At 72.4% G+C, this 24877-nt stretch carries 23 protein-coding genes and 2 pseudogenes; 13 read left to right on the top strand and 12 right to left on the bottom strand.

Features of this window, described 5'->3' with window-relative positions; genetic code table 11:
• A complete protein-coding gene (locus tag AB0I52_RS16640; RefSeq protein WP_363073119.1) occupies positions 1-1161 on the bottom strand; it encodes a glycosyltransferase in 1161 nt (386 codons plus the stop codon).
• Between the two features lie 188 nt (positions 1162-1349).
• Between AB0I52_RS16640 and AB0I52_RS16635 the strand changes: the two genes are divergently transcribed.
• On the top strand, positions 1350-2780 hold the full coding sequence (locus tag AB0I52_RS16635) for a hypothetical protein (protein ID WP_363073179.1): 1431 nt from the start codon (positions 1350-1352) through the stop codon (positions 2778-2780).
• Here the strand turns inward: AB0I52_RS16635 and AB0I52_RS16630 are convergent.
• From AB0I52_RS16630 to AB0I52_RS16620, 3 genes are read right to left on the bottom strand one after another with little or no spacing between them, the layout of a single operon-like run.
• The gene (locus tag AB0I52_RS16630) at positions 2749-3993 is read right to left on the bottom strand and encodes a hypothetical protein (protein WP_363073117.1); all 1245 of its coding nucleotides are present in this window, start codon (positions 3991-3993) and stop codon (positions 2749-2751) included. The genes AB0I52_RS16635 and AB0I52_RS16630 overlap by 32 nt on opposite strands.
• A complete protein-coding gene (locus AB0I52_RS16625; protein ID WP_363073115.1) occupies positions 3990-5765 on the bottom strand; it encodes a lipopolysaccharide biosynthesis protein in 1776 nt (591 codons plus the stop codon). The genes AB0I52_RS16630 and AB0I52_RS16625 overlap by 4 nt, the downstream gene beginning before the upstream one ends.
• The gene (locus AB0I52_RS16620) at positions 5762-7024 is read right to left on the bottom strand and encodes a glycosyltransferase (RefSeq protein WP_363073113.1); all 1263 of its coding nucleotides are present in this window, start codon (positions 7022-7024) and stop codon (positions 5762-5764) included. Before AB0I52_RS16620 ends, AB0I52_RS16625 begins: the two co-directional genes overlap by 4 nt.
• Positions 7025-7238: 214 nt before the next feature.
• Here AB0I52_RS16620 and AB0I52_RS16615 point away from each other — a divergent pair, with 214 nt between their 5' ends.
• Positions 7239-7685, top strand: coding sequence for an adenylyltransferase/cytidyltransferase family protein (locus tag AB0I52_RS16615; protein WP_363073111.1), 447 nt, complete (start codon positions 7239-7241; stop codon positions 7683-7685).
• Here the strand turns inward: AB0I52_RS16615 and AB0I52_RS16610 are convergent.
• The gene (locus tag AB0I52_RS16610) at positions 7654-8388 is read right to left on the bottom strand and encodes a CDP-alcohol phosphatidyltransferase family protein (protein ID WP_363073109.1); all 735 of its coding nucleotides are present in this window, start codon (positions 8386-8388) and stop codon (positions 7654-7656) included. The genes AB0I52_RS16615 and AB0I52_RS16610 overlap by 32 nt on opposite strands.
• Positions 8389-8572: 184 nt before the next feature.
• Complete coding sequence (locus tag AB0I52_RS16605; RefSeq protein WP_363073107.1) at positions 8573-9280, bottom strand: ribonuclease H; 708 nt, start codon at positions 9278-9280, stop codon at positions 8573-8575.
• Positions 9281-9476: 196 nt separating this feature from the next.
• Here AB0I52_RS16605 and AB0I52_RS16600 point away from each other — a divergent pair, with 196 nt between their 5' ends.
• The 3 genes from AB0I52_RS16600 to AB0I52_RS16590 all read left to right on the top strand — a co-directional run bounded on the left by AB0I52_RS16600 (position 9477) and on the right by AB0I52_RS16590 (position 11499).
• Complete coding sequence (locus AB0I52_RS16600) at positions 9477-9659, top strand: DUF6381 family protein (protein ID WP_363073105.1); 183 nt, start codon at positions 9477-9479, stop codon at positions 9657-9659.
• Positions 9660-9864: 205 nt separating this feature from the next.
• Positions 9865-10599 (top strand): SDR family oxidoreductase, encoded by a 735-nt coding sequence (locus AB0I52_RS16595; protein ID WP_363073103.1) that lies wholly within the window; start codon positions 9865-9867, stop codon positions 10597-10599.
• Between the two features lie 372 nt (positions 10600-10971).
• Positions 10972-11499 (top strand): HAD domain-containing protein, encoded by a 528-nt coding sequence (locus AB0I52_RS16590; RefSeq protein WP_363073177.1) that lies wholly within the window; start codon positions 10972-10974, stop codon positions 11497-11499.
• 26 nt (positions 11500-11525) lie between these two features.
• On the opposite strand, the gene AB0I52_RS16585 is transcribed toward AB0I52_RS16590, so the two are convergent.
• On the bottom strand, positions 11526-12395 hold the full coding sequence (locus AB0I52_RS16585; protein ID WP_363073101.1) for a UbiA family prenyltransferase: 870 nt from the start codon (positions 12393-12395) through the stop codon (positions 11526-11528).
• A gap of 118 nt (positions 12396-12513) precedes the next feature.
• On the opposite strand from AB0I52_RS16585, the gene AB0I52_RS16580 reads away from it, so the two are divergent.
• The 5 genes from AB0I52_RS16580 (at position 12514) to AB0I52_RS16560 (ending at position 16340) form a co-directional block, all read left to right on the top strand.
• Positions 12514-13569, top strand: coding sequence for a 3-oxoacyl-[acyl-carrier-protein] synthase III C-terminal domain-containing protein (locus AB0I52_RS16580; protein WP_363073099.1), 1056 nt, complete (start codon positions 12514-12516; stop codon positions 13567-13569).
• Between the two features lie 12 nt (positions 13570-13581).
• Positions 13582-14109 (top strand): isoprenylcysteine carboxylmethyltransferase family protein, encoded by a 528-nt coding sequence (locus AB0I52_RS16575; protein WP_363073097.1) that lies wholly within the window; start codon positions 13582-13584, stop codon positions 14107-14109.
• Entirely contained in the window at positions 14106-15119 is a 1014-nt protein-coding gene (locus AB0I52_RS16570) for an FAD-dependent monooxygenase (protein WP_363073095.1), read from the top strand. The genes AB0I52_RS16575 and AB0I52_RS16570 overlap by 4 nt, the downstream gene beginning before the upstream one ends.
• A 70-nt stretch (positions 15120-15189) precedes the next feature.
• Complete coding sequence (locus tag AB0I52_RS16565; RefSeq protein WP_363073093.1) at positions 15190-15822, top strand: methyltransferase domain-containing protein; 633 nt, start codon at positions 15190-15192, stop codon at positions 15820-15822.
• Between the two features lie 170 nt (positions 15823-15992).
• Positions 15993-16340, top strand: a complete 348-nt coding sequence (locus tag AB0I52_RS16560) for a DoxX family protein (RefSeq protein WP_363073091.1) — start codon at positions 15993-15995, stop codon at positions 16338-16340.
• Positions 16341-16576: 236 nt separating this feature from the next.
• Here the strand turns inward: AB0I52_RS16560 and AB0I52_RS16555 are convergent.
• Positions 16577-18044, bottom strand: a pseudogene (locus AB0I52_RS16555) (FAD-dependent monooxygenase).
• 63 nt (positions 18045-18107) lie between these two features.
• On the opposite strand from AB0I52_RS16555, the gene AB0I52_RS16550 reads away from it, so the two are divergent.
• Positions 18108-18725: a TetR/AcrR family transcriptional regulator C-terminal domain-containing protein gene (locus AB0I52_RS16550; RefSeq protein ID WP_363073089.1), complete on the top strand. Its 618-nt coding sequence runs from the start codon at positions 18108-18110 to the stop codon at positions 18723-18725.
• Between the two features lie 58 nt (positions 18726-18783).
• Here AB0I52_RS16550 and AB0I52_RS16545 read toward each other — a convergent pair.
• The 3 genes and pseudogenes from AB0I52_RS16545 to AB0I52_RS16535 all read right to left on the bottom strand — a co-directional run bounded on the left by AB0I52_RS16545 (position 18784) and on the right by AB0I52_RS16535 (position 20807).
• Positions 18784-19274: pseudogene (locus tag AB0I52_RS16545) on the bottom strand (cupin domain-containing protein).
• 55 nt (positions 19275-19329) lie between these two features.
• A complete protein-coding gene (locus tag AB0I52_RS16540; protein WP_363073087.1) occupies positions 19330-19701 on the bottom strand; it encodes a DUF4267 domain-containing protein in 372 nt (123 codons plus the stop codon).
• 176 nt (positions 19702-19877) lie between these two features.
• On the bottom strand, positions 19878-20807 hold the full coding sequence (locus AB0I52_RS16535) for an SDR family oxidoreductase (protein WP_363073085.1): 930 nt from the start codon (positions 20805-20807) through the stop codon (positions 19878-19880).
• 121 nt (positions 20808-20928) lie between these two features.
• Here AB0I52_RS16535 and AB0I52_RS16530 point away from each other — a divergent pair, with 121 nt between their 5' ends.
• Both AB0I52_RS16530 and AB0I52_RS16525 read left to right on the top strand, forming a co-directional pair.
• On the top strand, positions 20929-21495 hold the full coding sequence (locus AB0I52_RS16530) for a TetR family transcriptional regulator (RefSeq protein ID WP_363073083.1): 567 nt from the start codon (positions 20929-20931) through the stop codon (positions 21493-21495).
• A 99-nt stretch (positions 21496-21594) separates the two neighbouring features.
• The gene (locus AB0I52_RS16525) at positions 21595-22200 is read left to right on the top strand and encodes a hypothetical protein (RefSeq protein ID WP_363073081.1); all 606 of its coding nucleotides are present in this window, start codon (positions 21595-21597) and stop codon (positions 22198-22200) included.
• A gap of 15 nt (positions 22201-22215) precedes the next feature.
• Here the strand turns inward: AB0I52_RS16525 and AB0I52_RS16520 are convergent, their stop codons facing one another.
• On the bottom strand, positions 22216-24828 hold the full coding sequence (locus tag AB0I52_RS16520; protein ID WP_363073079.1) for an alpha-L-rhamnosidase C-terminal domain-containing protein: 2613 nt from the start codon (positions 24826-24828) through the stop codon (positions 22216-22218).
• Between the last annotated feature and the right edge of the window lie 49 nt (positions 24829-24877).

Raw genomic sequence — 24877 nt, 5'->3', positions numbered from 1 at the left:
TCACCGGCGCTTGCGGCGGACCACGTTCTCGTAGGTCCGCCGGAGCGTCCGGGTCACGACGTCGATGGTGAAGTGCTCCCCGACCAGCTCCCAGGCGGCCTGCCCCGCCTCGGCGTTGGCCTTGGGCTCCAGCAGTTCCAGGACCGCCCGCGCGACCTTCCGCGCGTTGGCCGCGTCATCGCCGGGCCGGCTGTCGATCACCCGGCCCGCACCGGTCCGCGCCACGTCGGGCCCGAGGCCGCAGGTGCGGGTGATGACCACGGGGGTGCCCACGGACATCGCTTCGAGGACCGAGACGCCCAGGGGTTCCTCGATCGACGGAAGGACGTACACATCGGCCTGCCGTCCGGCCGCCAGCACCTCTTCGTGGCCGAGCGGTCCGACGTGGTCGAGCGAGTCCAGCACGCCGAGCTCGCGGGCCAGCCGGAGCGTGCCGGCCAGCGCCCCGGTGTCGGGGCCCGCCAGCACGAACCTGGCGTCCGGGTGCTCGGCCAGGACGGCGGGCATCGCGGCGACGAAGTCCTCGGGGCGCTTGCGCTCCTGTATCCGGGCGAGGAAGAGCACCGTCGGCGGCCGCGCGGGGTCCCGGTCCGGCTTGCGCTCCTGCGGCCGTACGCCGTTGACCAGGCGCACCGTCCGGGTGAGCGGTACCGGGGCCGCGACGGCGTTCACATCGATCCGCTCGGTCTCGGTGAGGTGCAGCACCGCGTCCGCGCCGCGCAGGACCTTCCGTACGCCCAGCAGATCGGTCAGCTGCGCCACCCGCTTCCCGGTCGGGTCGACCATGCCGTGCGTCTGGACCACCAGCGGGGTGCCGGAGGCCAGCGCCAGCAGCCCGGCGGGCAGCGTCACCAGATCGCGCATCAGATGTACGTGGACGACGTCGGCGCCGCGCATCATCCGGCGCGCGGCCAGCAGCAGCGGTCCCGAGGTGATCCCGCTGACCTCGAACCTCGGCAGCAGATGGCGGGCCTGGTAGAGGTGGGCGGGCACCCCCTCCACCTGGGACGGCAGCGGGCCGTCGAAGCCGTCGCCCAGGGCCATGATCCGGGCGTCGTCCCCCTCGGCGCGCTGGACCTTGGAGAGGTTCAGGGCCACCCGGGTCGGACCGCCGAAGGCGTGGTCCGGGGTGTGCAGTGTGACGACGTGCAGGATCTTCACCAGGGTTCCCCTCGACCTCGGCAGCTGTGCCCAGAGTAGTCATCAGATCCCCCCAAGTGGGTTGATTCGTTAGAGTGTTCACAGGCTCACGGAACGGGGAACAGATGACGTCCGTGCACGGGGTGACGCCGTCCGCTCCCGGCCTGGAGAGCGGGCCGCGGCGTCCGGTCGAGCCGCCCGCCAAGCCGATGTCCTGGGCGATGCTGTCGCGGGCGATGGCCGTGCCGCTCATCCTCGGTCTCGTCTGCTTCCTGCCGGCGCTGATCGCCGCGCAGCCCGGGAGCGGGGTCCGGGACACCGCGTACTGGCTGCAACTGGTGCTGACGTGCTATTCGGGTGCGCGGCTGGCGACCATGGTCCTTTCCACCCGGCGGCGGCTGCTGCAGGGCGTCTTCTGGATGTTCGTGTACATCGCGATGGGGGTGGCGCCGTTCGCCCAGGCCGTCATCGGGCAGACCCCGACGCCGGTGGTCGGGCCGCGCTCCGACCTGGTGACGGCGATCGCGCTCGTCCTGGTGGGATGCGCCGCGTTCGACCTCGGGGCGCTGCTGGCGTCCCGGCGTCCGCTGCGCAGGCGCACCACCGCGCGCGGGAGCGGTGGTCCGGCCACCGCTCACCCGGTCCGGCTGCGGCTGCTGGTGCTGGTGGCGTTCGCGGCGAGCGGCTACTACGTGCTGAAGCTCGGCGGGCCCGCGGTCTTCTTCTCCAGCAGGCAGGAGATCAGCGCCTCGGTCGCGGAGAGCGGGGTGGTGTCCGGCGGGTCGAATGTGGGGTCGGCGTTCCTCAAGGGGTTCGGCACGGTTCCGGCCCTGCTCGCGCTGCTCTTCTGCACCCGGCGGCTGGTCACCTCGCGCCGGGCCCGGCGCTCGCCGTCCACCGTGCTGGTCTGGTTCGCGCTGCTGGTCGTGAACCTGGTCGTGAACAACCCGGTGTCCAATGCCCGTTACTGGTTCCTGACGGTGCTGGTCTCGCTGCTGTTCACCGCGTTCCCGGCCAGTGCGGCGATGTACCGCTCGGTGCTGGCCATGGGCGTGATCGGGGCCCTGGTGCTGTTCCCGTACGCCGACCGGTTCCGCTACGACGACTCCGGGTACCGGCCAGTCCAGTCGTCCTCGGTCTTCGAGCCGCTGGCCATCAAGGACTACGACCAGACGGTCATGTTCGCCAACACCATCTCCTGGGTCGACACCCGGGGCCACACCTACGGCCGTCAGCTGGCGGGCTCCGCCTTCTTCTTCGTGCCACGGGCGGCGTGGAGCGGGAAGCCGGAGGACACCGGGGTGCGGGTCGGACAGTGGATGGGGATGAACATGACCAACCTCTCGGCCCCGCTGTGGACCGAGCTGTGGGTCGACTTCGGCGCCCCGGGCATGATCGGCGGCTTCGCCGTGATCGGGTACGCGGCCGCGCGCACCGACCGCCGGTACGCGCGGGCGGTCTCCCGGGACGGTCCGGGGCCCGCCAGCGTCCTCGCCATCGCGGCTCCGCTGATCGCCGGGTACACCTTCATCCTGCTGCGCGGCCCGCTGTTGCAGGCGGCCGGGAAGCTGGCCATCGCCGCGCTGTGCCTGGCGCTGGTCACGAGTCTCAGGGACCGGAACGGACAGCGGTCGCACTGACCGGGGCCCTTCCCGCGGCGCCGCGACGGGCCAGCCGCGCCACCCGGGTCCAGGTGGCGACCGCCTTGCAGACGGAGCCCAGGCAGAGGCCCCAGGCGGCGCCGGGTACCCCGCCGAGCACGTATCCCCCGGTCAGGAAGGCCACCGCGGCGAGCGAGAAGACCACCTGGATGGAGAGCGTGGTGCGCGGGTCGAGCAGTCTCAGCGCCAGCAGCCCGCAGGTGCCGACCGCCATCGCCGCGTACTGGCTGCCGGTCGCGGGGAGCAGGGCCGCCGCCGTGGGCCAGGTGTCGCCGAGCAGATGGCGGCCCGCCGATGCGGGCAGCAGGGCCAGGACGGTGGCCCAGCCCGCGGCGGTCGCCGCCAGTACGGCGGCCAGGGCCGCGGCGGCCCGCACCCTGAGCCGGTCGGTGGCGAGCCGTCCCAGCAGCGGCGGGCCGAAGCCGGTGGCGGAGGTGAACAGTACGTTCAGCGGGCCGAAGAGGGTGGTCGCGCCGCGCAGCGCACCGACCACGAGGGGGTTGCCGACGACGCCCAGGCCGAGGACGGAGAGCTGGCTGGTGGCGTTGCCCACCCCGAACTCGACGACGAACCGCCGGCCCAGGTGCCCGCGCCGCAGCAGGGGCGCCAGCCGCACGGGTGTACCGGCGGTCCGGCGGTGCAGCACGGTGACGGACAGCAGGAGCGCGGGCAGTGCGGAGAGACCCCAGACGGTCACGAGCCGGGCGGCCGAGGTGGCGTGCGGCTGTACGGTCAGGGCGCCGAGCACACAGACCAGCCGGAGCGTGTCCGAGGCCAGGGCCAGGTGCTGTGCCTGGAGTGTGGCGAAGGCGTAGCGGGCCGTGTCCTGTCCGAGGACGACGGGCAGCACGAGTCCCAGCATCATCAGGGCCCGTGCCGTGTCCCCCGCGAGTGCCGCGCAGACAGCCGCGAGCAGGCCGCCGAGGACGGCCGAGACGAGCAGGGTGAAAGCGACCGCCGAGCGGCAGGCGCCGCGTGTCTCCTCGCTCGCGCCGCAGCGCAGCACCAGTGGCTGTCCGGTGTAGGCGCCGAAGACGCCGAGCAGCACGGTGAAGACCAGGTAGACGCCGGAGAACCGGGCGAAGTCGGCGACGGTGGAGAGCCGGGCCGCCACCACCAGGACCAGGATGTTGGTGAGCGCCGCCACCCCCTGGTCCGCGACCGAGCAGGCGATCGCGGTGCGTGCCCTCATCTGCGTCCCGCGGTGCTGCTGTGGTCGCTGCCGCCGTTGTGGCCGTTGCCGCTGCCCGGCCGGGTGTCGCCCTCCAGGGTGCGCAGGCCGAGCGTCTCGGTGGGGTCTCCCGCGCGGCCCCCGTCGGTCCGGTCGGGTCCGTCCGGATGTCCACGGCCGTCCGGCGCGTCGCGCCCCGGCCCGGGGGTCTGCCGGCCGCGGGCGCGGCGTTTGGCCGCCTTCCGGGACGCCCGGCGCTCCAGCCGTCCGCGGCCGGGGTGCAGCAGGGTGCCGAGCACGGCCCCGCCCGCGGCACCGATGATCTCGCGGATCCGCTCCAGGTCGCTGCGGTGCACCTCGCGCGGGTCGCAGACCACCACAACGCCCTCCACCCGGTCGATGAGCGCGACGGCGTCGGCGTACGAGAGGACGGGCGGGGTCAGCACGATGACGACGGCTCCGGGCCGGCCGCCCTCGGCGACGATCCGGCCGACGGGCGCGGAGGTCAGGGCGCGGGGCACGTTGTCCGTCCGGCGGCCCGCGATCAGGGTGAAGGCCCCCGATCCGGGCACGTCCACGTTGGTGCGGCTGTCCGATGGCCAGCCCCGCCCGTCGCGCTCCGCGGCCCAGCGGGGCCGGCCGCCCTGGACTGCGGGGCCGAGGTCCCTGGCCAGGGACGGGGTCCGCAGATCGGCTTCGACGAGCAGGACGTCCCGCCCCATCTCGGCGAAGGCGGCCGCCAGGTTGACCGCTGCGGCGGCGGCCATGTCGTTGTCCCCGCGCGGGGCCGTGACCAGGAACCGCCGGCGCTCGGCGAACGAGGGGTCGTACGCGAGGCGGAAGGCCACCGCCCGGTACTCCTCGGCCAGCCGGCTGCCGCCGCGTCCGATGGCGAGCAGTTGGCCCGCCGAGGCGCGTTCCCTGGGCAGGGTGCCGAGCAGCGGGGCGCCGAGCGAGCGGACGAGTTCCCTGGTGGAGCGGACGGCCGGGTCGAAGACGAGCCGTACCCAGGAGAGCAGCAGCCCGAGCGCGAGCCCGACGACGCCGCCGAGGCCGAGCAGCAGGGGCAGTCCCGCGCCGGTGGGCCGCTCCGGTGCGACCGGCTTCTTGTTCAGGTAGCCGGGTGTGGTGTCGAGGGCGCGCAGCTCGGAGATCTTCTGGCTGAGTCCGGAGATGGCGACGATCAGGTTGGCGCGGGCGCTGGTGACGTCGCTGCCGGCGGTGCCGGTCTCCTGCTCGGCCAGCCGGTCGCGCTGTTCGGTGAGCGGCTTCAGCTGGGCCCGGTAGCCGTCGACCATGTTGTCGATGCTGTTCTCGGTGCGCTCCCTGCGGATCTCCAGGTAGGCGTCGGCGAGTGCCTGGGCCCGCGCCCTGGCCTGTTCGGGGTTGCGGTCGGTGTAGGAGAACCTGAGCACCAGGGTGTTGGGCGGGTTGGTGACCTGGAGGCCGGTGAGCAGCTTTCCGACCTCCACCCGGTCGCCGTGCTTGACCAGCGAGCCGACGGCCACGGTGCCCACGGCGTCGCTGACCGCGGTCTGGCGTTCGGAGCCGATGTTGATGCCCTTGTCGGCGGACGCTCCTGCGGCGAACGGGTCCGATGTGGCCGAGCGCACCGACACCTCGCCGGTGGAGGTGTAGGTGTCCTCGCCGCTCAGGGCGAGCCAGCCGCCGCCGAGCAGTCCGACGACCACGCCGCACGCGAGCAGCGCGCGGTAGCGCAGGAGCTGCCGGAACTGGTCCCTCAGCAGCGCGGGTTCGTCCTGGTCCTCCAGGGCGCGGATCTGCTGGGTCATCGGCGTGGTCTCCCTTGGGCGTCCTGAAGGACCTCGGTGAGCAGTGCGTCGAAGCGGGCGAGACCGGCTTCCCGGCCGAGGTGACGTGCCACGTAGCGGGGTCCGTTGGCGCCGAGTTCGTCTGCGGCGGCGGGCTGCTCGACGAGCTTGCGGACGGCCGCGAGCACCGCGGCCGGGTCCTCGGGGGCGACGAGGAGTCCGGCGCCGGAGCGCTGCACCTCCTGGGCGGTGCCCCCCTCGTCCGCCACGGAGGCGACGACGGGGCGGCCCGAGACGAAGTACGAGGTCAGCTTGGAGGGCACGCTCATGTCGAGGACGGATGCGCGCTGGGTCACGGCGAGGACGTCGGCGGCGGCCAGGACGTCGGTGAACTCGTCCGCCCCCGCCGCCGGCAGGAAGTCCAGGTTGGGCAGTCCTGCCGCGCGGGCCAGCAGCGCTTCGCGCTGGTTGCCGTCGCCCATCAGCACGATGCGTATCCCGGGGGCGAGCCGGGCCGCGTCGACGAGGACCTCAAGGCCTTGTTTGAGGCCCATGTTGCCGGAGTGCAGCACCACCGGGGTGCCCTCGCGCCAGCCCAGGCGCGCCCTGGTAGCGGCCCGGTCGGCCGAAGACGCTTGTATGTGACTCCAGTTGGGGACCAGCCGGATGCGCCCGGGGTCGACTCCGTAGGCGGTGACCCGGGGCACGAAGCTCTCGTGGATGACGCCGACGAGCGAGGCGGCGCGCAGCGCGTACCGCTCGGCCCGGGACGCCACCGCCGCCGCGCTGCCGCCGCCGCGGATGCCGCTCTGCGCGGCGGCGGCGCCCATCAGGTCCTGTACGACGGGTATGTACGGGACGCGGTGGCGGCGGGCCAGCCGGGCGCCCAGGATGCCGCCCGCGAGGCTCGGCATCTGGGAGATCACCGCGTCCGCCCGCACCGCGGGCGGTGAGACCAGCCCGTGCGCGAGGACCGACGCCTCGAACGTCGCTCGGCTCAGGGCGCTCTGACGGGGCGGCACATAGTGCCTTCGCCGGTGGACCGTCACCCCCGAGCGCTCCTCGTCGGCCCGCCACACACCCCGGTACTCCGGCTCGGTCCGCCAGGACGGATAGTGCGGCATACCGGTCAGCACATGGGTCTCGGCCCCGGACGCGGCCCAGTGCTCCGCGAGTTGCGCGGCGTACGGTCCGATCCCGGTCAGCTCCGGTGCGTAGTTCGTCGAGACCACCAGCAGACGGCGGTGCTGAAACAGCTGGTGCTGATCCGTGTCCGGCATCGGACGGTCGCCTTCCCCCCAGGAGCCACCTGTGTTCCCCCCAAGGAACAGCCCCAAAAGTGAGCTTATCCGTTCACGTGATGCGCAAGTGGTCTTCACAGTAAGGTCGTTGCACGATCAACACCGATACCGATATCCCACCGGACCGGATGCGATGTCCGGAAACCTGCCGGCGGGACACGGACATCACGTTCACCGTGGGGGGAGAGAACGGATGGTGCACAGGGTCGGCTACGCGCCGGGTGTCTACGACCTGTTCCACGTAGGTCACCTCAACATTCTGCGGCATGCCCGCAGCCAGTGCGACTACCTGGTCGCGGGCGTCGTCTCGGACGAGATGGCCGCACTCGCGAAGGGCCACAGACCGGTCATTCCGCTGCCGGAGCGGCTGGAGATCGTACGGAGCGTCCGGTACGTGGACGCCGCGTTCGTCGAGACCGTCCCCGACAAGGTGGAGACCTGGCAGCAGGTCAGGTTCGACGTCATCTTCAAGGGGGACGACTGGCGGGAAACGGAGAAGGGTAAACGGCTCGAACGCGACTTCGCCGAGGTCGGCGTGGAGGTCGTCTACTTCCCGTACACCGTGCACACGTCCAGCACCCAGTTGCGCCGGGCGCTGGACTCGCTGGTCAGCCTGCCCGGAGCGCTTTCAGCTCCCTGAACCACTTGGCGAGGAACGCCATCAGGAACAGCGCGTGCAGGGCGGCGAGCACGGCATAGCCGGTACGGAACGCCGTCTCGTCGCCGAGCAGCAGGAACACCAGGCAGAACACCCCGTAGTCGGCCGGCAGCAGCGCCACGGCCCGGAGCCTGGAGACCGCCCGCACGGGCCCGGCGGCACCGGCCGGCCCGGGGCGGGCGGCAGCCCTGCCGAGCTGTTCACGCAGCAGCCCCGCGCAGAAGGTCAGCACGGCCACGAACAGGAAGCCGAGCGGCAGCAGCAGCCAGCCGTCGGCCGGCAGGGCGAAATAGCGGTGGAACGAGATCAGTACGACGGTGTGGACGAGGATCATCTTGGCGCAGTCGACGACGTGGTCGAGCCATTCGCCGTCGGGGCCTCCCCGGCCGGTGAGCCGGGCGAGCTGCCCGTCGGCCGAGTCCAGGGCGAAACCCACGGCCAGCCCCAGGTAGACCAGGACGGCCAGTCCCCACGTGGGCCTGGTCAGGGCCACGGACGCGAGCGCGGCGAAGGTGAACAACGCACTGACCGCTGTGACTTGATTGGGCGTCATGCCCAGCCGGAACGCAACGGCCGCGAAGATCCGGCCGGCCGGCCGGTTCACGTACCGCGAGTAGAGCGAGACCCCCTTGGCCGACTTCTGCGCCCCGCGCAGTTCACGCAGCACCGTACCCGTGCTTTCCATACGCCCCCCAGCGTGTAGCCGTTCCGCACAGCTCCGGCGGCGCATCGACCGCTCCGCCGGAGCCGCATCATGGCACGCGGAACCCGCCGCGGGGGCCCGATCGCCCCGGCCCGGCCGACGGATCGGGGCCCGTCGGCAGATCCGGGCCGGCCGGGCGACAGGGGTCGTCCGGCGACCGCGTGGGTCAGGCGGAGGCGGTGCGGCACTCCGGATGGCCCCAGCCCTGGTCGTTCTTGGCGATCGGCTCCTTGGCCGCGTACGGCTTCCCGCAGTGGCACCGCCCGGCGAACCTGGCGCGGATGGTGGCGCCGGAGCGGGCCGTCCTGCCCGTGCTTCCCGCCGTGGCGCCGGTGCTCTTCGCCGCACCGGCGGTCCGCCGCCCCTCGGAGGCGCGGGCGGCCACCGGCACCGGCAGGTCAGCGGAACCCTGGGAGGTACCGGCGGCGCGCTGCGCCACGGCCACCTCACTGGCCGCCTGGTCGGCGAGCGCGTTCAGCGGGTCGCCGTCCACCTGGTGGGCGGGCACGTAGACGAAGTCCACGGCCCGGCCGGTCAGCAGGGCGTCGATGCGGGCCACCAGATCGCGGTTGGCGACGGGCTTGCCGGCCGAGGTCTTCCAGCCGTTGCGCTTCCAGCCCCGCAGCCACTTGGTGACGGCGTTCATCGCGTACTGCGAGTCCATCCGGACCTCAAGCGGCACACCGGCGTCGACGGACTCCAGCAGCTCCTGCAGCGCGGTGAGCTCGGCGACGTTGTTGGTAGCGGTGCCCAGCGGTCCCGCCTCCCACCGAAACGGCCGGCCCGCGGCGTCGGCCACCACATATGCCCAGGCCGCAGGCCCCGGATTACCCTTCGACGCCCCGTCACACGCGGCGATCATGCGCTCGTTCATACCCCTGATCATGCCAGCGTCGGGGGGCCGCGAGTCCCGCCGGTGCGCGAGCCGGCGCCCGCACCGCCGCGACGGCCCGTTCCCGGCACCCGTCCCACCTGGCACCTTCACGGTACGTAGCGGTTCGGAGTGCGACGGTCCCGGAGCGCTGGTTCTCTGAGGGAGCCCGCTCTTCCCTACCGTTCAAGGAGCGATGATGAGCGTCGCAGGAGAATCCGGCCGAGCCGATCAGATGCGCGAGAAGGCCAGGCACATGACCGAGGCCGCGGAGCGCACCAACGACCCGGAGCAGCGGCGACGGCTCCAGGAGAAGGCCCGGAAGCTGCACGAGCAGAGCGAGCAGCAGGCCGGCCGGGGCGGCAGCGACCTCCCCCTGTAGCCATCGCATCACACGGGCGACCGATGACCGCCACTCTTCCATGAGTGGGTGGCGGCCATCGGTCGCTCAGTGCGTTCCGCCCGCCGCGGTCAGGCTGTCCTCGTGCCCGGCTCCCGTACCTGCCCGGAGGAGTTTCGATCTTCACTCCCTACGATGGTCACTCCGCCGGGGACATCGGGTCCTCGCACCCGAGTCAGGGGCGTTCATGAGCCGTCATCCGGTCACCGTGGTCACCGGCGGCGGTCGCGGGATCGGCGCAGCCGTCTGTGTACGTCTGGCGAACGACGGTCACGACATCGCGCTGGGCTACCGCTCCGACGCCGCGGCGGCCGAGGCCGTCGCCGCCACGGTCCGCGCGACGGGCCGCCGCTGTGTCGTGGTTCAGCTGGACACGACCGACGAGGCAGGTGTCGACCGGCTCTTCGAGTCCGCGGCCGCCGAGCTCGGCCCGGTCACCGGACTGGTCAACAACGCGGGCGTCGGCGGGCCGACGGGACCGCTCGCCGACGCGGACGCGGCCGGACTCCGACGCGCCCTGGACGTCAACGTCGTCGGGTACCTGCTCTGCGCGAGGCGGGCCGTGCGCGACATGAGCGGGACCGGCGGCGGGGCCATCGTGAACATGTCCTCGGCCGCCGCCACGCTCGGCAGCCCCGGTGAGTACGTCCACTACGCCGCCGCCAAGGCCGCCGTGGACACGATGACCATCGGTCTGTCGAAGGAGGTCGCGGCGGACGGCATCCGGGTCAACGCGGTGTCGCCGGGCGTCATCCGCACCGATTTCCACGAGGACCCCGAGCGCCCCGACAAGCTCGCCGCCGGCATCCCGCTGGGCCGGCCGGGGCAGCCCGAGGAGATCGCCGGAGCCGTCGCCTGGCTGCTCTCGGACGACGCCTCGTACGCCACCGGGGCGATTCTGCGTGTGGCGGGCGGACGCTGACGTGCCGTTGCGCGGTGCCCCCGTTCCGGCGGGCGCCCGACCGCGGACCGGAGCCCGGATCCACGCCACCACCGGAGGCCGGCCGGGCGCGGCTGGTACCGGGCGACTGCCATGTGCATTTCGGCGGTCTCGAACGGCGGAGAGCTGACGCCGGAGCGGCTTGCGGCCGATGGGCGCGGCCTGGCCGCGGACATCCACCGGGGACGGTGGCGGCCGGCCGTCGGGAACAGCGACGCTCACCTCAAGGACCAGATCGGCACCCCGCACACCGTCGTGCTGGCCGGTCATCCGGATCTGATCAGCCGACGTGGCGGGCGGGCAGTACGGGCAGGCGGTACGGCCGGCGCCGATGTCCGGCTGTACCGTGCTGCCGTGACCGGTTCCGGCGGGCTTCCGCTGCTCTTTCTCGATGTCGACGGCCCGCTCATCCCGTTCGGCCCGGCGACCGGGCCCGGCGGGAGCCACCCGACGTACTCGGCGGGTCCGTTTCCACCCGGAGCGGGGGCGAACCCGCTGCTCGCCAGGATCGACCCGGCTCTCGGCCCCATGCTGGCCGCGCTCGACTGCGAGCTCGTCTGGGCGACGACGTGGACGCACGAGGCCAACGAGGTCGTCGCGCCGCGGCTCGGGCTGCCGCAGCTTCGCGTGGTGCTCTGGCCGGAGCCCACGGCCGAGGACGCGCGGTACGAGCGGGCGGGGCTGCACTGGAAGACCCGCCCGCTCGTCGGCTGGGCTGCCGGGCGGGCCTTCGCCTGGGTCGACGACGAGATCGGTGAGGCGGACCGGAGATGGGTGTCCGCCCATCACGACGGGCGGTCCCTGCTCCACCGCGTCGATCCCGGGCGCGGTCTCACCGACCCTGATTTCCGGCTGCTCGACGCGTGGCTGCGTACGGTGTGAGGTCACCGGCCCGGCCGCCGCCCCGGTCACACCGGCGCCGCGCCGCGCACCAGCAGCAGTGCCACATCGGCCGCCGCCACGGCCACGGCGGCGGCGAGCGCGGCCTTGCGCCAGTACCGGCCGAGCACGAGCCCGGCCAGTGCCGTCGGCGCCGCCACCGCCAGGGTCAGTGCCCCCCACCAGCCCGGTGGTCCGGCCGGGCCGAGCGCCAGCACCGCCGAGGCCGCCACCAGGGGCACCGGCAGCAGTAGTCCGGTGCCGGTGACACCCAGCCGGTGGGGCAGTCCGCACACCCCGTTGCGCAGGTCGTCCTCGATGTCGGGGAGCACATCGCCCAGATGGGCCGCCAGGCCCAGCAGCGCACCGGCCATCACGGCCCACCAGGCGGGGCCCGGACTTCCGGGCAGGGTCAGGGCGGCCACCGCGGGCAGGGCGGCGAACCCGATCACGTACGGGAGCCAGGACAGCGCTGTCGCCTTCAGCCTCAGGTTGTACGCCCAGGCCGCCGCCACCGCGGCCAGGTGCACCGTGCCGGCGAGCGGTCCGCAGGCCAGGGAGAGCGGGACGCACAGCAGCGCGGCGGTGAACGCCGCCGTCCACACCGCCTGACGGCTCACGGATCCGTCGGCCACCGGTTTGCCGTGACGGCCGGCCGCGGCGTCCCGCCGGGCGTCGAAGGCGTCATTGCACCAGCCCACCGAGAGCTGGCCGCTCAACACGGCGGCGACCAGGAGGGCGCAGCGGATCCCGTCGAGGCCGACGCCGACGCCCAGCGCCCCGGCCAGCGCGCTCACCGCGACCACCGGCCCCGGATGGCAGGAGCGGGCCAGCGCGGTGGCACGGCGCGACGGCCAGGCGGTCGTGGCGTGGACGCGCGGCGGGTCGGGGGTGCCCATCACATGATCGTAGGCAGTGCGTGCCGGACGGGCATGACAGCCGCACGGGTTGTTTACGGTGTTTTGTCCACCATGTGGGGCAGGGATGGGCCATGACGCCTCCGAATCAGGACCCGGGATGACCCGGATCGCCGCCGTTCACGGCACCCCGGCCCCCTACCGTCACACGCAGCGCGAGATCACCGACATGGTGGCCCGCACCTGTCTGCCGCCGGGGGCGGACCGGCGGGTGCTGGACCGGCTGCACGAGAACGCCCGGGTACGCACCCGGAACATGGTGCTGCCCCTGGAGCGCTACGCGGAACTGGACGGGTTCGGCGAGGCCAACGACGTGTTCATCGGCGCGGCCGTGGACATGGGCGCCGAGGCACTGCGCGGGGCGCTGCGGACCGCGGGGCTGCGGCCCGCCGATGTGGACCTCCTGATGTTCACGTCCGTCACCGGGGTGGCCGCTCCCTCGGTCGACGCCCGGCTGGTGGGGCGGCTCGGTCTGCGCCCCGACGTGAAGCGACTGCCGGTCTTCGGGCTCGGCTGCGTGGCCGGGGCCGCCGGGGTGTCCCGGCTGCACGACTATCTGCTCGGACGTCCCGACGACGTGGCGGTGCTGCTCTCGGTGGAGCTCTGCTCCCTCACGTTCCAGCGCCACGACGCCTCGACCGCCAACCTGGTGGCGACCGCGCTGTTCGGTGACGGGGCGGCCGCCGTGGTGGCGCTCGGCGAGGGCCGGGTGTCCGGGGCGGGACCCGAGGTGGTGGCGACCCGCAGCCGCATGTATCCGGACACCGAGCACGTGATGGGCTGGGACATCCGCAGTACCGGCTTCAAGGTGCTGCTCGATCCGGCCGTCCCCGATGTCGTGCGCCGGTATCTCGCCGACGACGTGCGCGACTTCCTCGCGGAGCACGGGCTCAAGCCGAAGGACGTGGCGCACTGGGTGTGCCACCCGGGCGGCCCCAAGGTCCTGGAGGCCGTCTCCGAGGTCCTCTCGCTCCCCGACGGCGCTCTCGACGTCACCTGGCGCTCGCTGGCCGAGGTGGGGAACCTGTCCTCCTCCTCGGTGCTCCACGTGCTGCGGGACACGCTGGAGCAGCGGCGGCCCGAGCCGGGGTCGCCGGGGCTGCTGATGGCGATGGGGCCCGGATTCTGCTGCGAACTGGTGCTGCTGCGCTGGTAGGTCGGAGGACACATGATCTGGTACACGGCACTGGTGCTGGCCGTGGCGGGCGAACGGCTCGCCGAGCTCGCCGTCGCGCTCCGCAACACCCGCTGGGCGCTGGCCAGGGGCGGCGTAGAGACCGGCCGCGCCCACTACCCGGCGATGGTCGCCCTGCACACGGCGCTGCTGCTGGGCTGCCTCGTGGAGGTCCGGCTCGCGGACCGGCCGTTCATGCCGCTGTTCGGCTGGGCGATGGTGGCCGTGGTCGCGGCCGCGCAGGGCCTGCGCTGGTGGTGTATCCGTACGCTCGGGCACCGGTGGAACACCCGTGTCATCGTCGTGCCGGGGCTGCCTCTGGTGACCGGCGGACCGTACCGCCTGCTCCGCCACCCGAACTACGTCGCCGTCGCCGCAGAGGGACTCGCGCTGCCGCTCGTCCACGGCGCGTGGGTGACCGCGGTGCTCTTCACCGTTCTCAACGCGGCGCTGATGGCCGTACGGGTCCGGTGCGAGGAGGCAGCCCTCACCGCCGCGTCGGCCGCGGGCGTTCCGGCGTGATCGACCTCCTGGTGGCGGGCGGCGGTCCGGCCGGGCTCGCGGCGGCGATCCGGGCGGCCCGGCTGGGCCTGGAGACGGTCGTCGTCGAACCCCGCGCCTCGCCCGTCGACAAGGCGTGCGGCGAGGGCATCATGCCCAGCGGGGTCGCCGCGCTGCGCGCCCTGGGCGTCGAGGTGTCCGGGCACCGGCTGCGCGGCATCCGGTACGTCGAGGGCGCGCGCAGCGCCGAAGCGGTGTTCCGGGACCGGACGGGGCTCGGCGTGCGGCGGACCGAGCTGCACGCCGCTCTGCACGGCCGGGCGGTGGGGCTCGGCGTCCGGATCGTGCCGGGCAAGCTCGCGGACGTGACGCAGAGCGACGACCGGGTCAGCGCGGGCGGGCTGACGGCCCGTTGGATGGTGGCGGCCGACGGGCTGCACTCACCGCTCCGGCGCGAGCTGGGGCTGGACGGTCCGGGCGCGGCGGTGCGCCGGTACGGGCAGCGCCGCCACTACCGGATCGCCCCGTGGACGGAGTTCGTGGAGGTCCACTGGTCCCGGCGCGGCGAGGCGTACGTGACGCCGCTCGGGGACGGCCTGGTGGGTGTGGCCGTACTCAGCCGGGAACGCCGCTCCTACGAGGAACACCTGACGGCGTTCCCCCGGCTGGCCGCCGCACTCGCCGGCCGGGAAGCGGGTCCCGTGCGCGGCGCCGGTCCGCTGCGCCGGCGGGCGCTGGACCGGCGGGCGGGCCGCGTCCTGCTCGTCGGTGACGCAGCGGGGTACGTGGACGCGCTGACCGGTGAGGGGGTGGCCCTGGCCCTGGCGACCGCCGCGGCGGCGGTGGACGCACTGGCCGCCGGCCGGCCGCAGGACTACCCGGCCCGGTGGAGGAGGCTGACCAGACGTCATCGTGTACTCACCGAAGGGTTGTTGGCGGTGGCTCGCCATCCGTCGACCGCCCGCCTGATCGTTCCCGCCGCACACCGAGTACCGGCCGTCTTCGGCGCGGCCGTGCACGCGCTGCAGTAGTCCGCGACGGTCGCGAATACTGTGGGGGCGGGGGCCTGGAGACATTGGCCCGAGAAGGAGTGGATTCCCGATGGACTCAGGTCAACAGCCCACTGCCGCGACGGCGTTCGATGCCATCGGCGCGGAGTACGAGCAGGCCTTCGCCGGATCGGCCGCGCATCACGCCTCGTTGGAACTGCTGCTGGAGCAGCTCGCCCCGCACAGCCGGGTGCTCGATGTCGGCAGCGGCACCGGGCGGCCGACCGCGCAGACCCTGGCCGACGCCGGTCATGAGGTACTCGGTGTCGATGTCTCCCCGGTGATGGTGGACATCGCGTCCCGGCAGGTTCCCCGGGCCGCGTTCCGTTGCGCGGACATCCGGGAACTGCCCCTGGAAGAGGCGAGTTTCGACGCCGCCTGTGTGTACTTCTCGCTCCTTCAGATGTCGCGCGCCGACCAGTCCGAGGTGCTGCGTCTGCTCGCACGGTCACTGCGGCCCGGCGGTCATCTGGCCGTCGCGACGGTGCCGTTGGACCTGGAGAGCGTGAGCGGTGAGTTCATGGGACGGCCGGTGCGGGTGACCAGCTTCGGGCCCGCGGAATTCACCGCGTTGGTGGCCGGGGCCGGATTCTCGGTCCTGTCGGAACGGAGCAGCGTGTTCACCCCGGCCCATCCGGCGGCGGCGCCCGAACCGCACCTGTTCCTGCTCGCCCGGCGGACCTGAGGAAGCCGGGCGACGGCGACACGGACCGGGTGATGTACGTCCGGAACGCGCCGGCCCCGTACGCCGGTGAAAACTCCTTCTCCGAATGTGTCACGTTCACTCGTCGAGGCGTGTCAGTGCAGTGCCGGAGCGAAACCGCACCGGCATCCGCCTGATGAGGAGTCCTCACGATGTCCATCGCTCACGTCGTCGTCACTCTCGTGGCCGCCGCCATGGCCGGCTACTCGGCCGGCGCCCTTCTCCTGCGCGCCCAGTGGGTCGTCCAGGCCCTGACCGACTACCGCGTTCCCCGCACCTGGTGGACCTGGCTCGGCGCGGCCAAGGCCGCCGGGGCCGCGGGTCTGCTGGCCGGTCTGTTCGTCCCGGTCATCGGCGTCGCGGCCGGGATCGGTCTGGTGCTGTACTTCGCCGGTGCGGTTGTCACGGTGATCCGGGCACACCAGCACTCGCACATCCCGTTCCCCCTGGTGTACGCGGCGCCGGTGGTCGGGGCCCTGGTGCTGGGATTCGCCGCCTGAACGCCGGTCCGTCGCGGGTCCGGCCCGCCCGGTCCCCGTTCACGGCAGGGTCCGGTGGCTGTCGCTCAGCCGCCGGAGCCGCCGTCCGGGCCGCCTCGCTCGGCGTACGCGCACAGCCCCCGGAGCTTTCGGGCCGCCTCGTCGCCGGACGGCAGGCACGAGACCAGTGTGACGCCGGGGGTGTCAACGAGCGCCGGCTCCACATAGCCGAAGGCCAGCCGGCCCAGTCAGGGGTTTCAGCGGTGAGTGGCGGATGCCGCCGCGTCCGCCTCGGCCCGCAGAACTCCGGCGTCGGGCTGTTCGCTCGCCCAGGCGACATGGCCGTCGGGGCGGATGAGCGCGGCACGCACGGTGGACCAGGCGGGGCGCGGGTCGGGCCGGTGTGCTGTGTGCGTGATGACGTGGGGGGGTGGAGGGCGGCGCCGGGGCGCCGGTGAAATGCAGCAGGACGTGGCGGCCGGTCCGGAGCAGTGTGAAGAGGTCGGTGCTGTCGGAGAGTTCGAGGTTGGGTGCGCGGTGACCGGTCAGGGAGTGGTGGTGCGCGGGAGCCGGGTAGGTGACGGCCGGCGCGGAGAGCCGTTCGGCCAGGCTTCGGGAGAACTCGGGCACGGTGGCGATGAGTTGGCTCAGCAGCGCGCGCAGGTCCTGGCCCTCCGCCGAGTAGGCGTTCATCAGTGCCGTCTGGGCGCGGGTGCTGAGCAGCAGGTCGGCGCCGACCGGGTGGCGTTCGGTGTGGTAGCTGTCAAGGAGTCCGGCGGGGGCGGTGCCTGCCACGGTGGCGGCCAGTTTCCAGCCGAGGTTCGTGGCGTCCTGGACGCCGACGTTGAGGCCCACACCTCCGGCCGGGTAGTGCATGTGCGCCGCGTCGCCCGCGAGGAGGACGCGGCCCCTGCGGTAGTCGGCGGCCTGACGGGTGGCGTTACCGAACCGGGAGAGCCGGCTCGGGTCGCGCATGCCGAAGTCGGTTCCGGCGATCCGGGTCACCTTGGCGCGCAGCCCGTCGAGGGTGAGTTCGCCGGGGTAGCCGGCACCGGTGCTGTCCGGGTCACCGCCGACGATCCGGTGGATGCCGCCCGGCATCGGGACCATCATGACGCCGCCCGTCGGACCCGACACGGCGGACACCGCTCCCTGTGGCGGGTCGTCCAGCACGACGTCGCCCAGGAAGCCCCAGGTGGTGGCGTCGTTGCCGGGGAAGTCGATGCCCGCCGCTTCGCGCACGGTGCTTCGGGTGCCGTCGCAGCCGACGATGCAGGCGGCGCGCACTGTATACGGACCGTCGGGGCCGGTTGCCTCGACGCTCACCCCGTCCTCGTCCTGGGTAAGTCCGGTCACTTGGTGCCCGCGCCGGATTTCGGCTCCGGCCGCGATCGCGTTCTCCTCCAGCAGCTCCTCGGTGCGGGCCTGCGGCAGGGCCAGCGTGAAGGGGTAGGGGGTGTCGAGGGCCCCGAAGTCCATCCGGTCGTCGAGCCCGCCGAAGTGGCCGCTGGGGATGCGCCGTCCCTCCGCGAGGAAGGGCTCCAGCACGCCCCGGGTGGCCAGGACCTCCAGTGTGCGCGGGTGGATGGTGAGGGCCTTGGAGTGGGGATCCCGCTCGCGGCGGGTTTCCAGGACGGTGACGGGGGTCCCGCCCAGCCGCAGTTCGGCGGCCCGCCACAGCCCGGTGGGGCCGCCGCCTGCGATGACTACGTGCTGGTGCTCCATGGCAGCCCCTCAAGAATGCCTTGGTCGGCGACCAAGATGTGGTGCGCCAAGTAGACTAGGTCGATGACCAAGAAGCAAGCGGAGGATCTCGCCCGGACCCGGCTCGACCCCGGAACGGTGGTGCGGGCGGCCCTGGAACTGCTGGACGAGAAAGGCGCGGACGGGCTCTCGATCCGCGGCATCGCGGACCGGCTCGGCGTACGGATGAACACAGTGCTCTGGCACGCGAAGACCAAGGCGCGGCTGCTGGAGTTGATGGCGGACTCGATCGTGGCCGGGGCGCCGGTGGACGGGCTGCCCGAGCCCTGGGAACCACGGGTCCGCGAACTGTTCCACCGCTACCGCCGCGCCCTGCTGGCCCACCGGGACGGGGCCAGGATCGTGGCCGGTACGTACGCCGCCGAACCCGCCGCACTCCGCTTCGCCGACCTGATGACCGAGGCGCTGCTGGCCGGCGGACTGGCGGAACGCGAGGCGGTCTGGACCGGCTGGAGCCTTGTCTACTTCACCCTGGGGCTGACCCAGGAGGAACAGGCGCTTCCTGACGCGATGGGCCCGGCGTTCGCACGACGGCTGGACTCGGGCGCATACCCCGCACTGTCCCGGGCCGCCGCGCACTTCGAGGACACCTCCTTCGACGAGCGCTTCGACTACGGACTCTCCCGCATCCTGGGGGTGTGAAACGCAACGGCACCCGAACGGGCCGGGCTCCCCACCCCTGATGGCCCCGATGCCTGGGTCACAGGGATCCCCGGACCTCGCTCCAGGCCTCGCTGTTGAGGAAGTAGGTGTCGTACAGCTCCCGGACCTCCAGGAGGCTCTCCGGCGGCACCTTGCCGTAGGCGATGCGCTCCAGATGGCGGAAATACTCGAAGCGTTCGACGCCCGGGGTGATGACGATGAGGATGTCGGCGTCCTCCCCGGGAGCGGCGGCGAAGGCGTGCGCGAGGCCGGGCGGGACGATGACGAGGTCGCCGCGTTCGGCGGTCACGAGCTGCTCGCCGGAGAGCAGTTGGGCCGTGCCGTCCAGTACGTAGAACAGCTCGGCCGATCGCGAGTGGTGGTGCGGCTTGGCGCCGTCCGCCCCTTTGGTCAGGCTGACCCGCTGGGTGGACAGCGCGCCGCCGGTCGAACTGCTGTCGGCCAGCAGCCTGATGGTGGTGGGCGCCCGGCCGATCACTTCGGCGCCGGCGGAGCGGACTCGCCGAAGTCCGGCACGATCAGCGACATCTGTGACTCCTCGCCTGGAGAAAAGTCCGCCTCATTGCGGGAACGGGCCCCGGTGTCAGACCGCGAAAAGGAGAGCGGCGCTGATGAGCATGACCACGGCCGTGGCGAAGTGGATGCCGAACGCGACCGCCCTGGCGCCCCCGTGGCGCAGAACGACAAGGGTGTCGCCGAGCGGGACGATGCTGACGATCAGCATGAACCACCCGGCGGCATGAGCACCCGAGAAGGCCAGCAGAGCGAGGCCGAGTATGCCGTAGGTGAGGTCGCGCAGACCCTTGATGGACAGGTAGGCCGCATCCCCGTCCTCCTTGGCCGGGACACCGTAGCCGGCGGCGGAGACGCTCGGCACCACGAGGAACCGCACTCCGATGAAGATGAACATGGCGTTGAGCAGGATGGCGAGCCCGTAGGCGAGGGGCGTGAGCATGATCTGTCTCCTTTTCTAGCGTCGCTAGGAACGAAATCGACACTAACATATCGATGAATTGATTCCTAGCGTCGCTAGATTCCGGAGCGTAAGAACGCCTTCGTGACGCCTGTCGCCGTACAGGGTTTCGCCGAGCCGCTCACCGCCCGGACCTCGACGGCGGACCCGCTCGGGGTTTACGCGGACGGGGTGTCGAAGTAGTGCCCCTTGTCGAGGTCCTCAAGGAGCCCGGGGTGGGTCGGCTGCCACCCGAGCAGCTCACGGGTCAGCGCGCTCGACGCCGGACCGTCCAGGCCCAGAAGGCTGCCCAGCCAGCCGAAGTGCCCGTCCGCGCCGTCCGCGGGGACGGCGACCACGGGGACGTCGAGATGGCGTCCGATCACTTCGGCGACGGCCCGGATCGGGACCCCCTCGTCGGCGATCGCGTGCAGCACGGATCCCGCGGGCGCCTGCTCCAGCGCCAGGCGGAAGAGACGCGCGGCATCGAACCGGGCGACGGCGGGCCAGCGGTTGGAGCCGTCACCGACATAGCCGGAGACGCCCTTGTCACGGGCGATGCCGACCAGGGCCGCCATGAAGCCGTTGTCCCCCTCGCCGTGCACCGTCGGGGGAAGCCGCACCACGGATGAACGGACGCCGCGGGAAGCGAGGGAGAGCGTCAACTGCGCATTGGCCAACCGGGCCTGCGCACCCTCGAACGGCACCGCGCCGTCCGAGCTCCGCCCGTCCCGCTCGGTCCCGACCCGTCCCGGTGCGAGCCCCATCGTTCCGGAGGCGATGACGAAGGGCCGGTCGGAACCCGCGAGCGCCTCACCGAATGCCTCGATGGCCGCACGGTCCGCATCGACGGCACCCTGGAAGTCGCCCGAGAAGGCGATGTCGTGCCGGAACGCGAGGTGGATCACTCCGTCGGAGGCGTCAGCCGCACTCCGCAGGACGTCGAGATCGTCGAGAGCGCCACGCCGCACCTCGGCCCCGGCAGCGTCGAGCGCGGCGGCCGAGGCGTCCGAACGGGCGAGTCCGACGACCTGATGGCCCGCACCGATGAGCTCGGGGACGACGGCGGAGCCGATCCAGCCCGACGCTCCGGTGATGAATACACGCATGGGAAACCTCCCGGTTGGACCGACCGCCCGTGCCGCGGCGAGCGGGACGGACAGTCGATGTCAGCGACTGACATCAAGCTACACCTGATGCCAGTCACTGTCATCACATAGAATCGCCGCCATGAGTCGATGGGAACCGGACGCACGCGGCAGGCTGGAACGGGCCGCGATGGATCTCTACAGCGAGCGCGGGTTCGAGCGGACGACCGTGACCGAGATCGCCAGGTGTGCCGGGCTCACGGAGCGGACGTTCTTCAGGCACTTCGCCGACAAGCGCGAGGTCCTGTTCGCGGGCGCGTCCACCCTGCAGGACCTCTTCGTGGACACGCTCGCGGGCGTGCCCGAGTCCGCGGCGCCGATCGACGCGGTGGCCGCGGCGCTCGATGCCGCCGCGGCCGTCTTCCAGGGCCGTCACGAACATGCCCGGCAGCGCCAAATGATCATCGTCGCCAACGCCGAGCTGCAGGAACGCGAGCTGATCAAGCTCGCGAGGCTGTCCACGGCGATCGCCGAGACGCTGCGTCTGCGCGGCGTCCCGGACCCGGCCGCGAGCCTGGCCGCCGAGGCGGGCATCGCCGTCTTCAAGGTGGCGTTCGAGCGTTGGATCGGTGGAACCGGCCGGCCGGACATGCCACAGCTCATCCGGGAGTCGCTCGACGAGCTCAAGGCCGTGACAGCGGGCAGGTGAGCCTCGCCCCGGGCCGCCGCACCGCCTGTTCCCCGCCGATGCCCTGGGCGGGTGCCGGGATGCCGGAAGCAGCGTCAGCGCATACCTTCCACTTGGCTCATGTTCGCAACACGGGAGGTGCTGATGCGGAAGGCAGGCCGCACTCTGCGCCGGGCGCTCCGCGGCTGCGCCCTCAGGACGGGCGGCGCGTCGGCCCGTGCCGCACCGGCCGGTCTGCTCGTCACCGCCCTCCTGCTCGCGGCGCTGCCGTCGCCGTCGTACGCCGAATCGACGTCGACCGGCTCGAACCAGCTCTACCGGTACGGCTACTCGCTGGGATTCCACTCGTTCACCGGACCGCACGACCTACGCAGGCAGCTCACCGGCAACTTCTGGCTGTTCCCGGTGAGCCGCGACTGCCCGGCCGTGATCCGTCCGGCGGACGAATGCGATCTACTGGGAAGGAATCCGGTCCGGGTGGAGGCGATCGGGTACGACAGCCTCCAGATCGCGACGCTCCCCGGCCATGACCTGGGCGAAGGCCTGCACATCCGCTTCACGTTCGCGAGCAGTCTCGGCCTCCACTGTCTGGTGGTCAGCGCCTGGCAGGACACACCGGCCCGATGCACGGAGAGGACGCTGTGCAGCGCGGCGAGCCGTGCCGGTGCCCGGGCTCTGTGGCGCGTCCTCTCCGAGACCCTGAAGGTGTCCGCCTACACGGCCTGACCGGGCCGGACAGGCTCAGTGTCCGCGCACGAGGGTGAGGTGATGCGTGCCGTGGGTGAGACCGGTGACCGTCACACGCCGGGGCTCGCCGTGCACGCCGGAGCCGTGCGCCCGGCCGTCCTTCCACAGGGTCCGACGCCCGGAGCGCACCGTGACGTTCCGGCCGTCCGTGGGCAGGGCCACCGAGCCGCGCGTACCGCGCGGGACCCGCACGGTCAGGGAGAAGGCCGCACCGTCCCGGTTCCACTCCACGCCCAGCGGCCCGTGCGGCGTGGGGAGCCGGCCCTGCGCCCAGCGGACCTCACCGGGGTTCGGCCGCACCTCCCAGGTGGCGTAGCCGGGCGACATCGGCTTCGCGCCGAGCAGTTGGTGGGTGAGTGCGGGCAGCACACCCGTCGACCATCCGTGCGCCATGCTCGTGTAACCCTGTTCGTACAGAGAGCCGTTGGGGCCGATGCCCTCCCACTGGGTGATGCCGGGGTCGTGACTGTCCATCCAGCCGTAGGTCCGTCTGATCTGATCGATCGCCGAGTCCGGCCGGCCGGTCTCGAAGCGCGCCACCAACTCCGGATAGGACGTGAAGGCGTACACCCGCTGGGAGGCGCCGCCGAACAGGGTGTCGTTGTCCATGAAGGCGTTGCCGTACCTGAGCTTCGTCGTCGCGTCGAGGTGGGCCAGCGCCGAGGCCGCCCGCTCCGCGTCGGCGACGCCCGCGGTGATGGCGATGGCGTTGCCGTCCTGGGCGTGCCTGACGGGGCCGGTGGCGGAGTCCAGGTAGGCTCCTGCCGCCGGGTCCCACAGGTGGTCGTTGATGGCCCCGGCCACCTTGTCCGCCCGCTCCGACCAGCGCTGCGCGTCCGCGTGGTGGCCCAGGAGCCCGGCGATACGTGCCGCGTCGCGCAGCGCCTGCACGTAGTTGGCGTTGTAGTAGGTGACGCGGCCGGTGCGGCCGAGGAACGCGTAGTCGCCGTAGCCGGACGTACCGTTCAGCCCCTTGCTGAGCAACCCCGCCCCGTCCGTCACGCTCGGGTACCAGGTGTCGAGCACCTTCACCAACTGCGGGTAGTACCGGGCCGCGTAGTCCTGGTCGCCGGTGTACAGCACGTAGTCCCAGCTGCATGTCACCCACCAGAGCGGGTAGTCGAAGAGCGGGAGGGTGTAGTCGTTGATGGACGCGGGTGGGATCCACCCGTCGTCGCGCTGGTGCTCGGCGAGGTCGGCCAGCACGTTGCGGGCGGCCTCGGCCGCGTCGTCATGGGTGAGGTAGAGGGTCCGCCCCGCCACCGCCACGTCCCCCACGTAGGGGTCCCGGTCCCGCTTGGGGCCGTCGTGCAGCACCAGCTTTCCGTCGAGTGACGGGCTGAAGGCGTTGCGCGGGTCCACATCGTCGCGGCGGAAGGTGTCGACGACGAGTTCGTTGGTGTACGAGGCGCCGTACCAGTAACGGTTCAGTTCCTCGTCGGAGCAGAGAAACCAGCCCCGGTAGGAACCCGGCGTGCCGAGGTAGGCGGTGAAGTCCAACGACACTGCGTCGATGGCTACTTCGCCCCACGGCTGGGCGGCAGGCGCGTCGGACGGCAGCGCGTCCAGCGTGATCTTCAGGTAGCGGAAGCCGTGCAGCCCGTCGGCGTACAGCTTGTCGTCGCCCGAGCCGAAGCCCTTGGTGTCCTTCCACTTGGCACCGGCGGCCGGTACGGCGTACTGGTCGGTGCCCCGGCCCGCGCCGCCCGCCTGGTCGCCGCGGGTGAAGTCGGAGCGCTCGGTGAGGTACTGGAGCGTCTCGGAGAACGCCAGGCGCACGCCGGGGCTGTTGTCGGAGGCCCGGGTGAAGTCCACCTCCGGGTAGCCCACGACGACCTTGCCGAAGTCGATGGTCACGCTGGGAGGGGTGACCGGGGCCACCGCGTCCGGCCAGACCTCATTGACACGGGTGAACAACCCCTGCCCGGCGTCCTGATCGGCCGTGACGGCGATGCGCACCCGGTCCGTCGCGACCGGCGGGTCGAAGCGCACGGCGCGCTGCAGGTCGGTGTTTCCGGTGACTGCGGCGACGGTCCGCCAGGCGGTGTCCGCCCAGACCTCGACGGTGAAGTCGGCGGGTACGCCGTCGGCGTTGGACACCAACGTCACACCGGGCAGCCGCTGTTCCCCGGGCAGGGTGATGGTCAGCGTGTCGGGGAAGGCGCCCTCTGTGTCGTCGTTCCAGAAGGTGTCGGGGTCGCCGTCAATGGCGTTGTCCGCGGCGTAGGTACGCGGGCGGCCGTCGCTCCCGTTGTTGCCCGCGTGCGTGGACGACGCCTCGGCCGTGGTGCCCTGCGGCCAGCGGGGCGCGGCGGGTGGCTGGGCGCGCCGCAGTACGGTGACCCCGCCTCCGGGTGCGAGCAGCGCCTCGGGTCCGGTCACGTCCCCCGCCGTCCGGACGATCCCCACCGGCCGAACGGTCCGGTGCGACGGCCCCTGGACGTAGCGGTGCCACGAGTCCCCGGGCTCCGGCGCGGCCCCGGCGGCGGCGGCCGTTCCGCCTGCGACGAGCGGCAGTCCGACCGCGAGCGACGCCGCGCCGCCGACGCCCGCTTCGAGTACGGTGCGCCGCTTCGGCCCCGGCTTCCTCTTGCCCACACTCGTCACGTTTCGACGTCCTTCCGTAGACGCGCCTCGCTGAGGGGCGCACGCATGA

The sequence above is a fragment of the Streptomyces sp. NPDC050423 genome (assembly GCF_040655445.1).
Lineage (GTDB): Bacteria > Actinomycetota > Actinomycetes > Streptomycetales > Streptomycetaceae > Streptomyces.
This window is presented reverse-complemented; position numbering and strand designations above follow the sequence as displayed.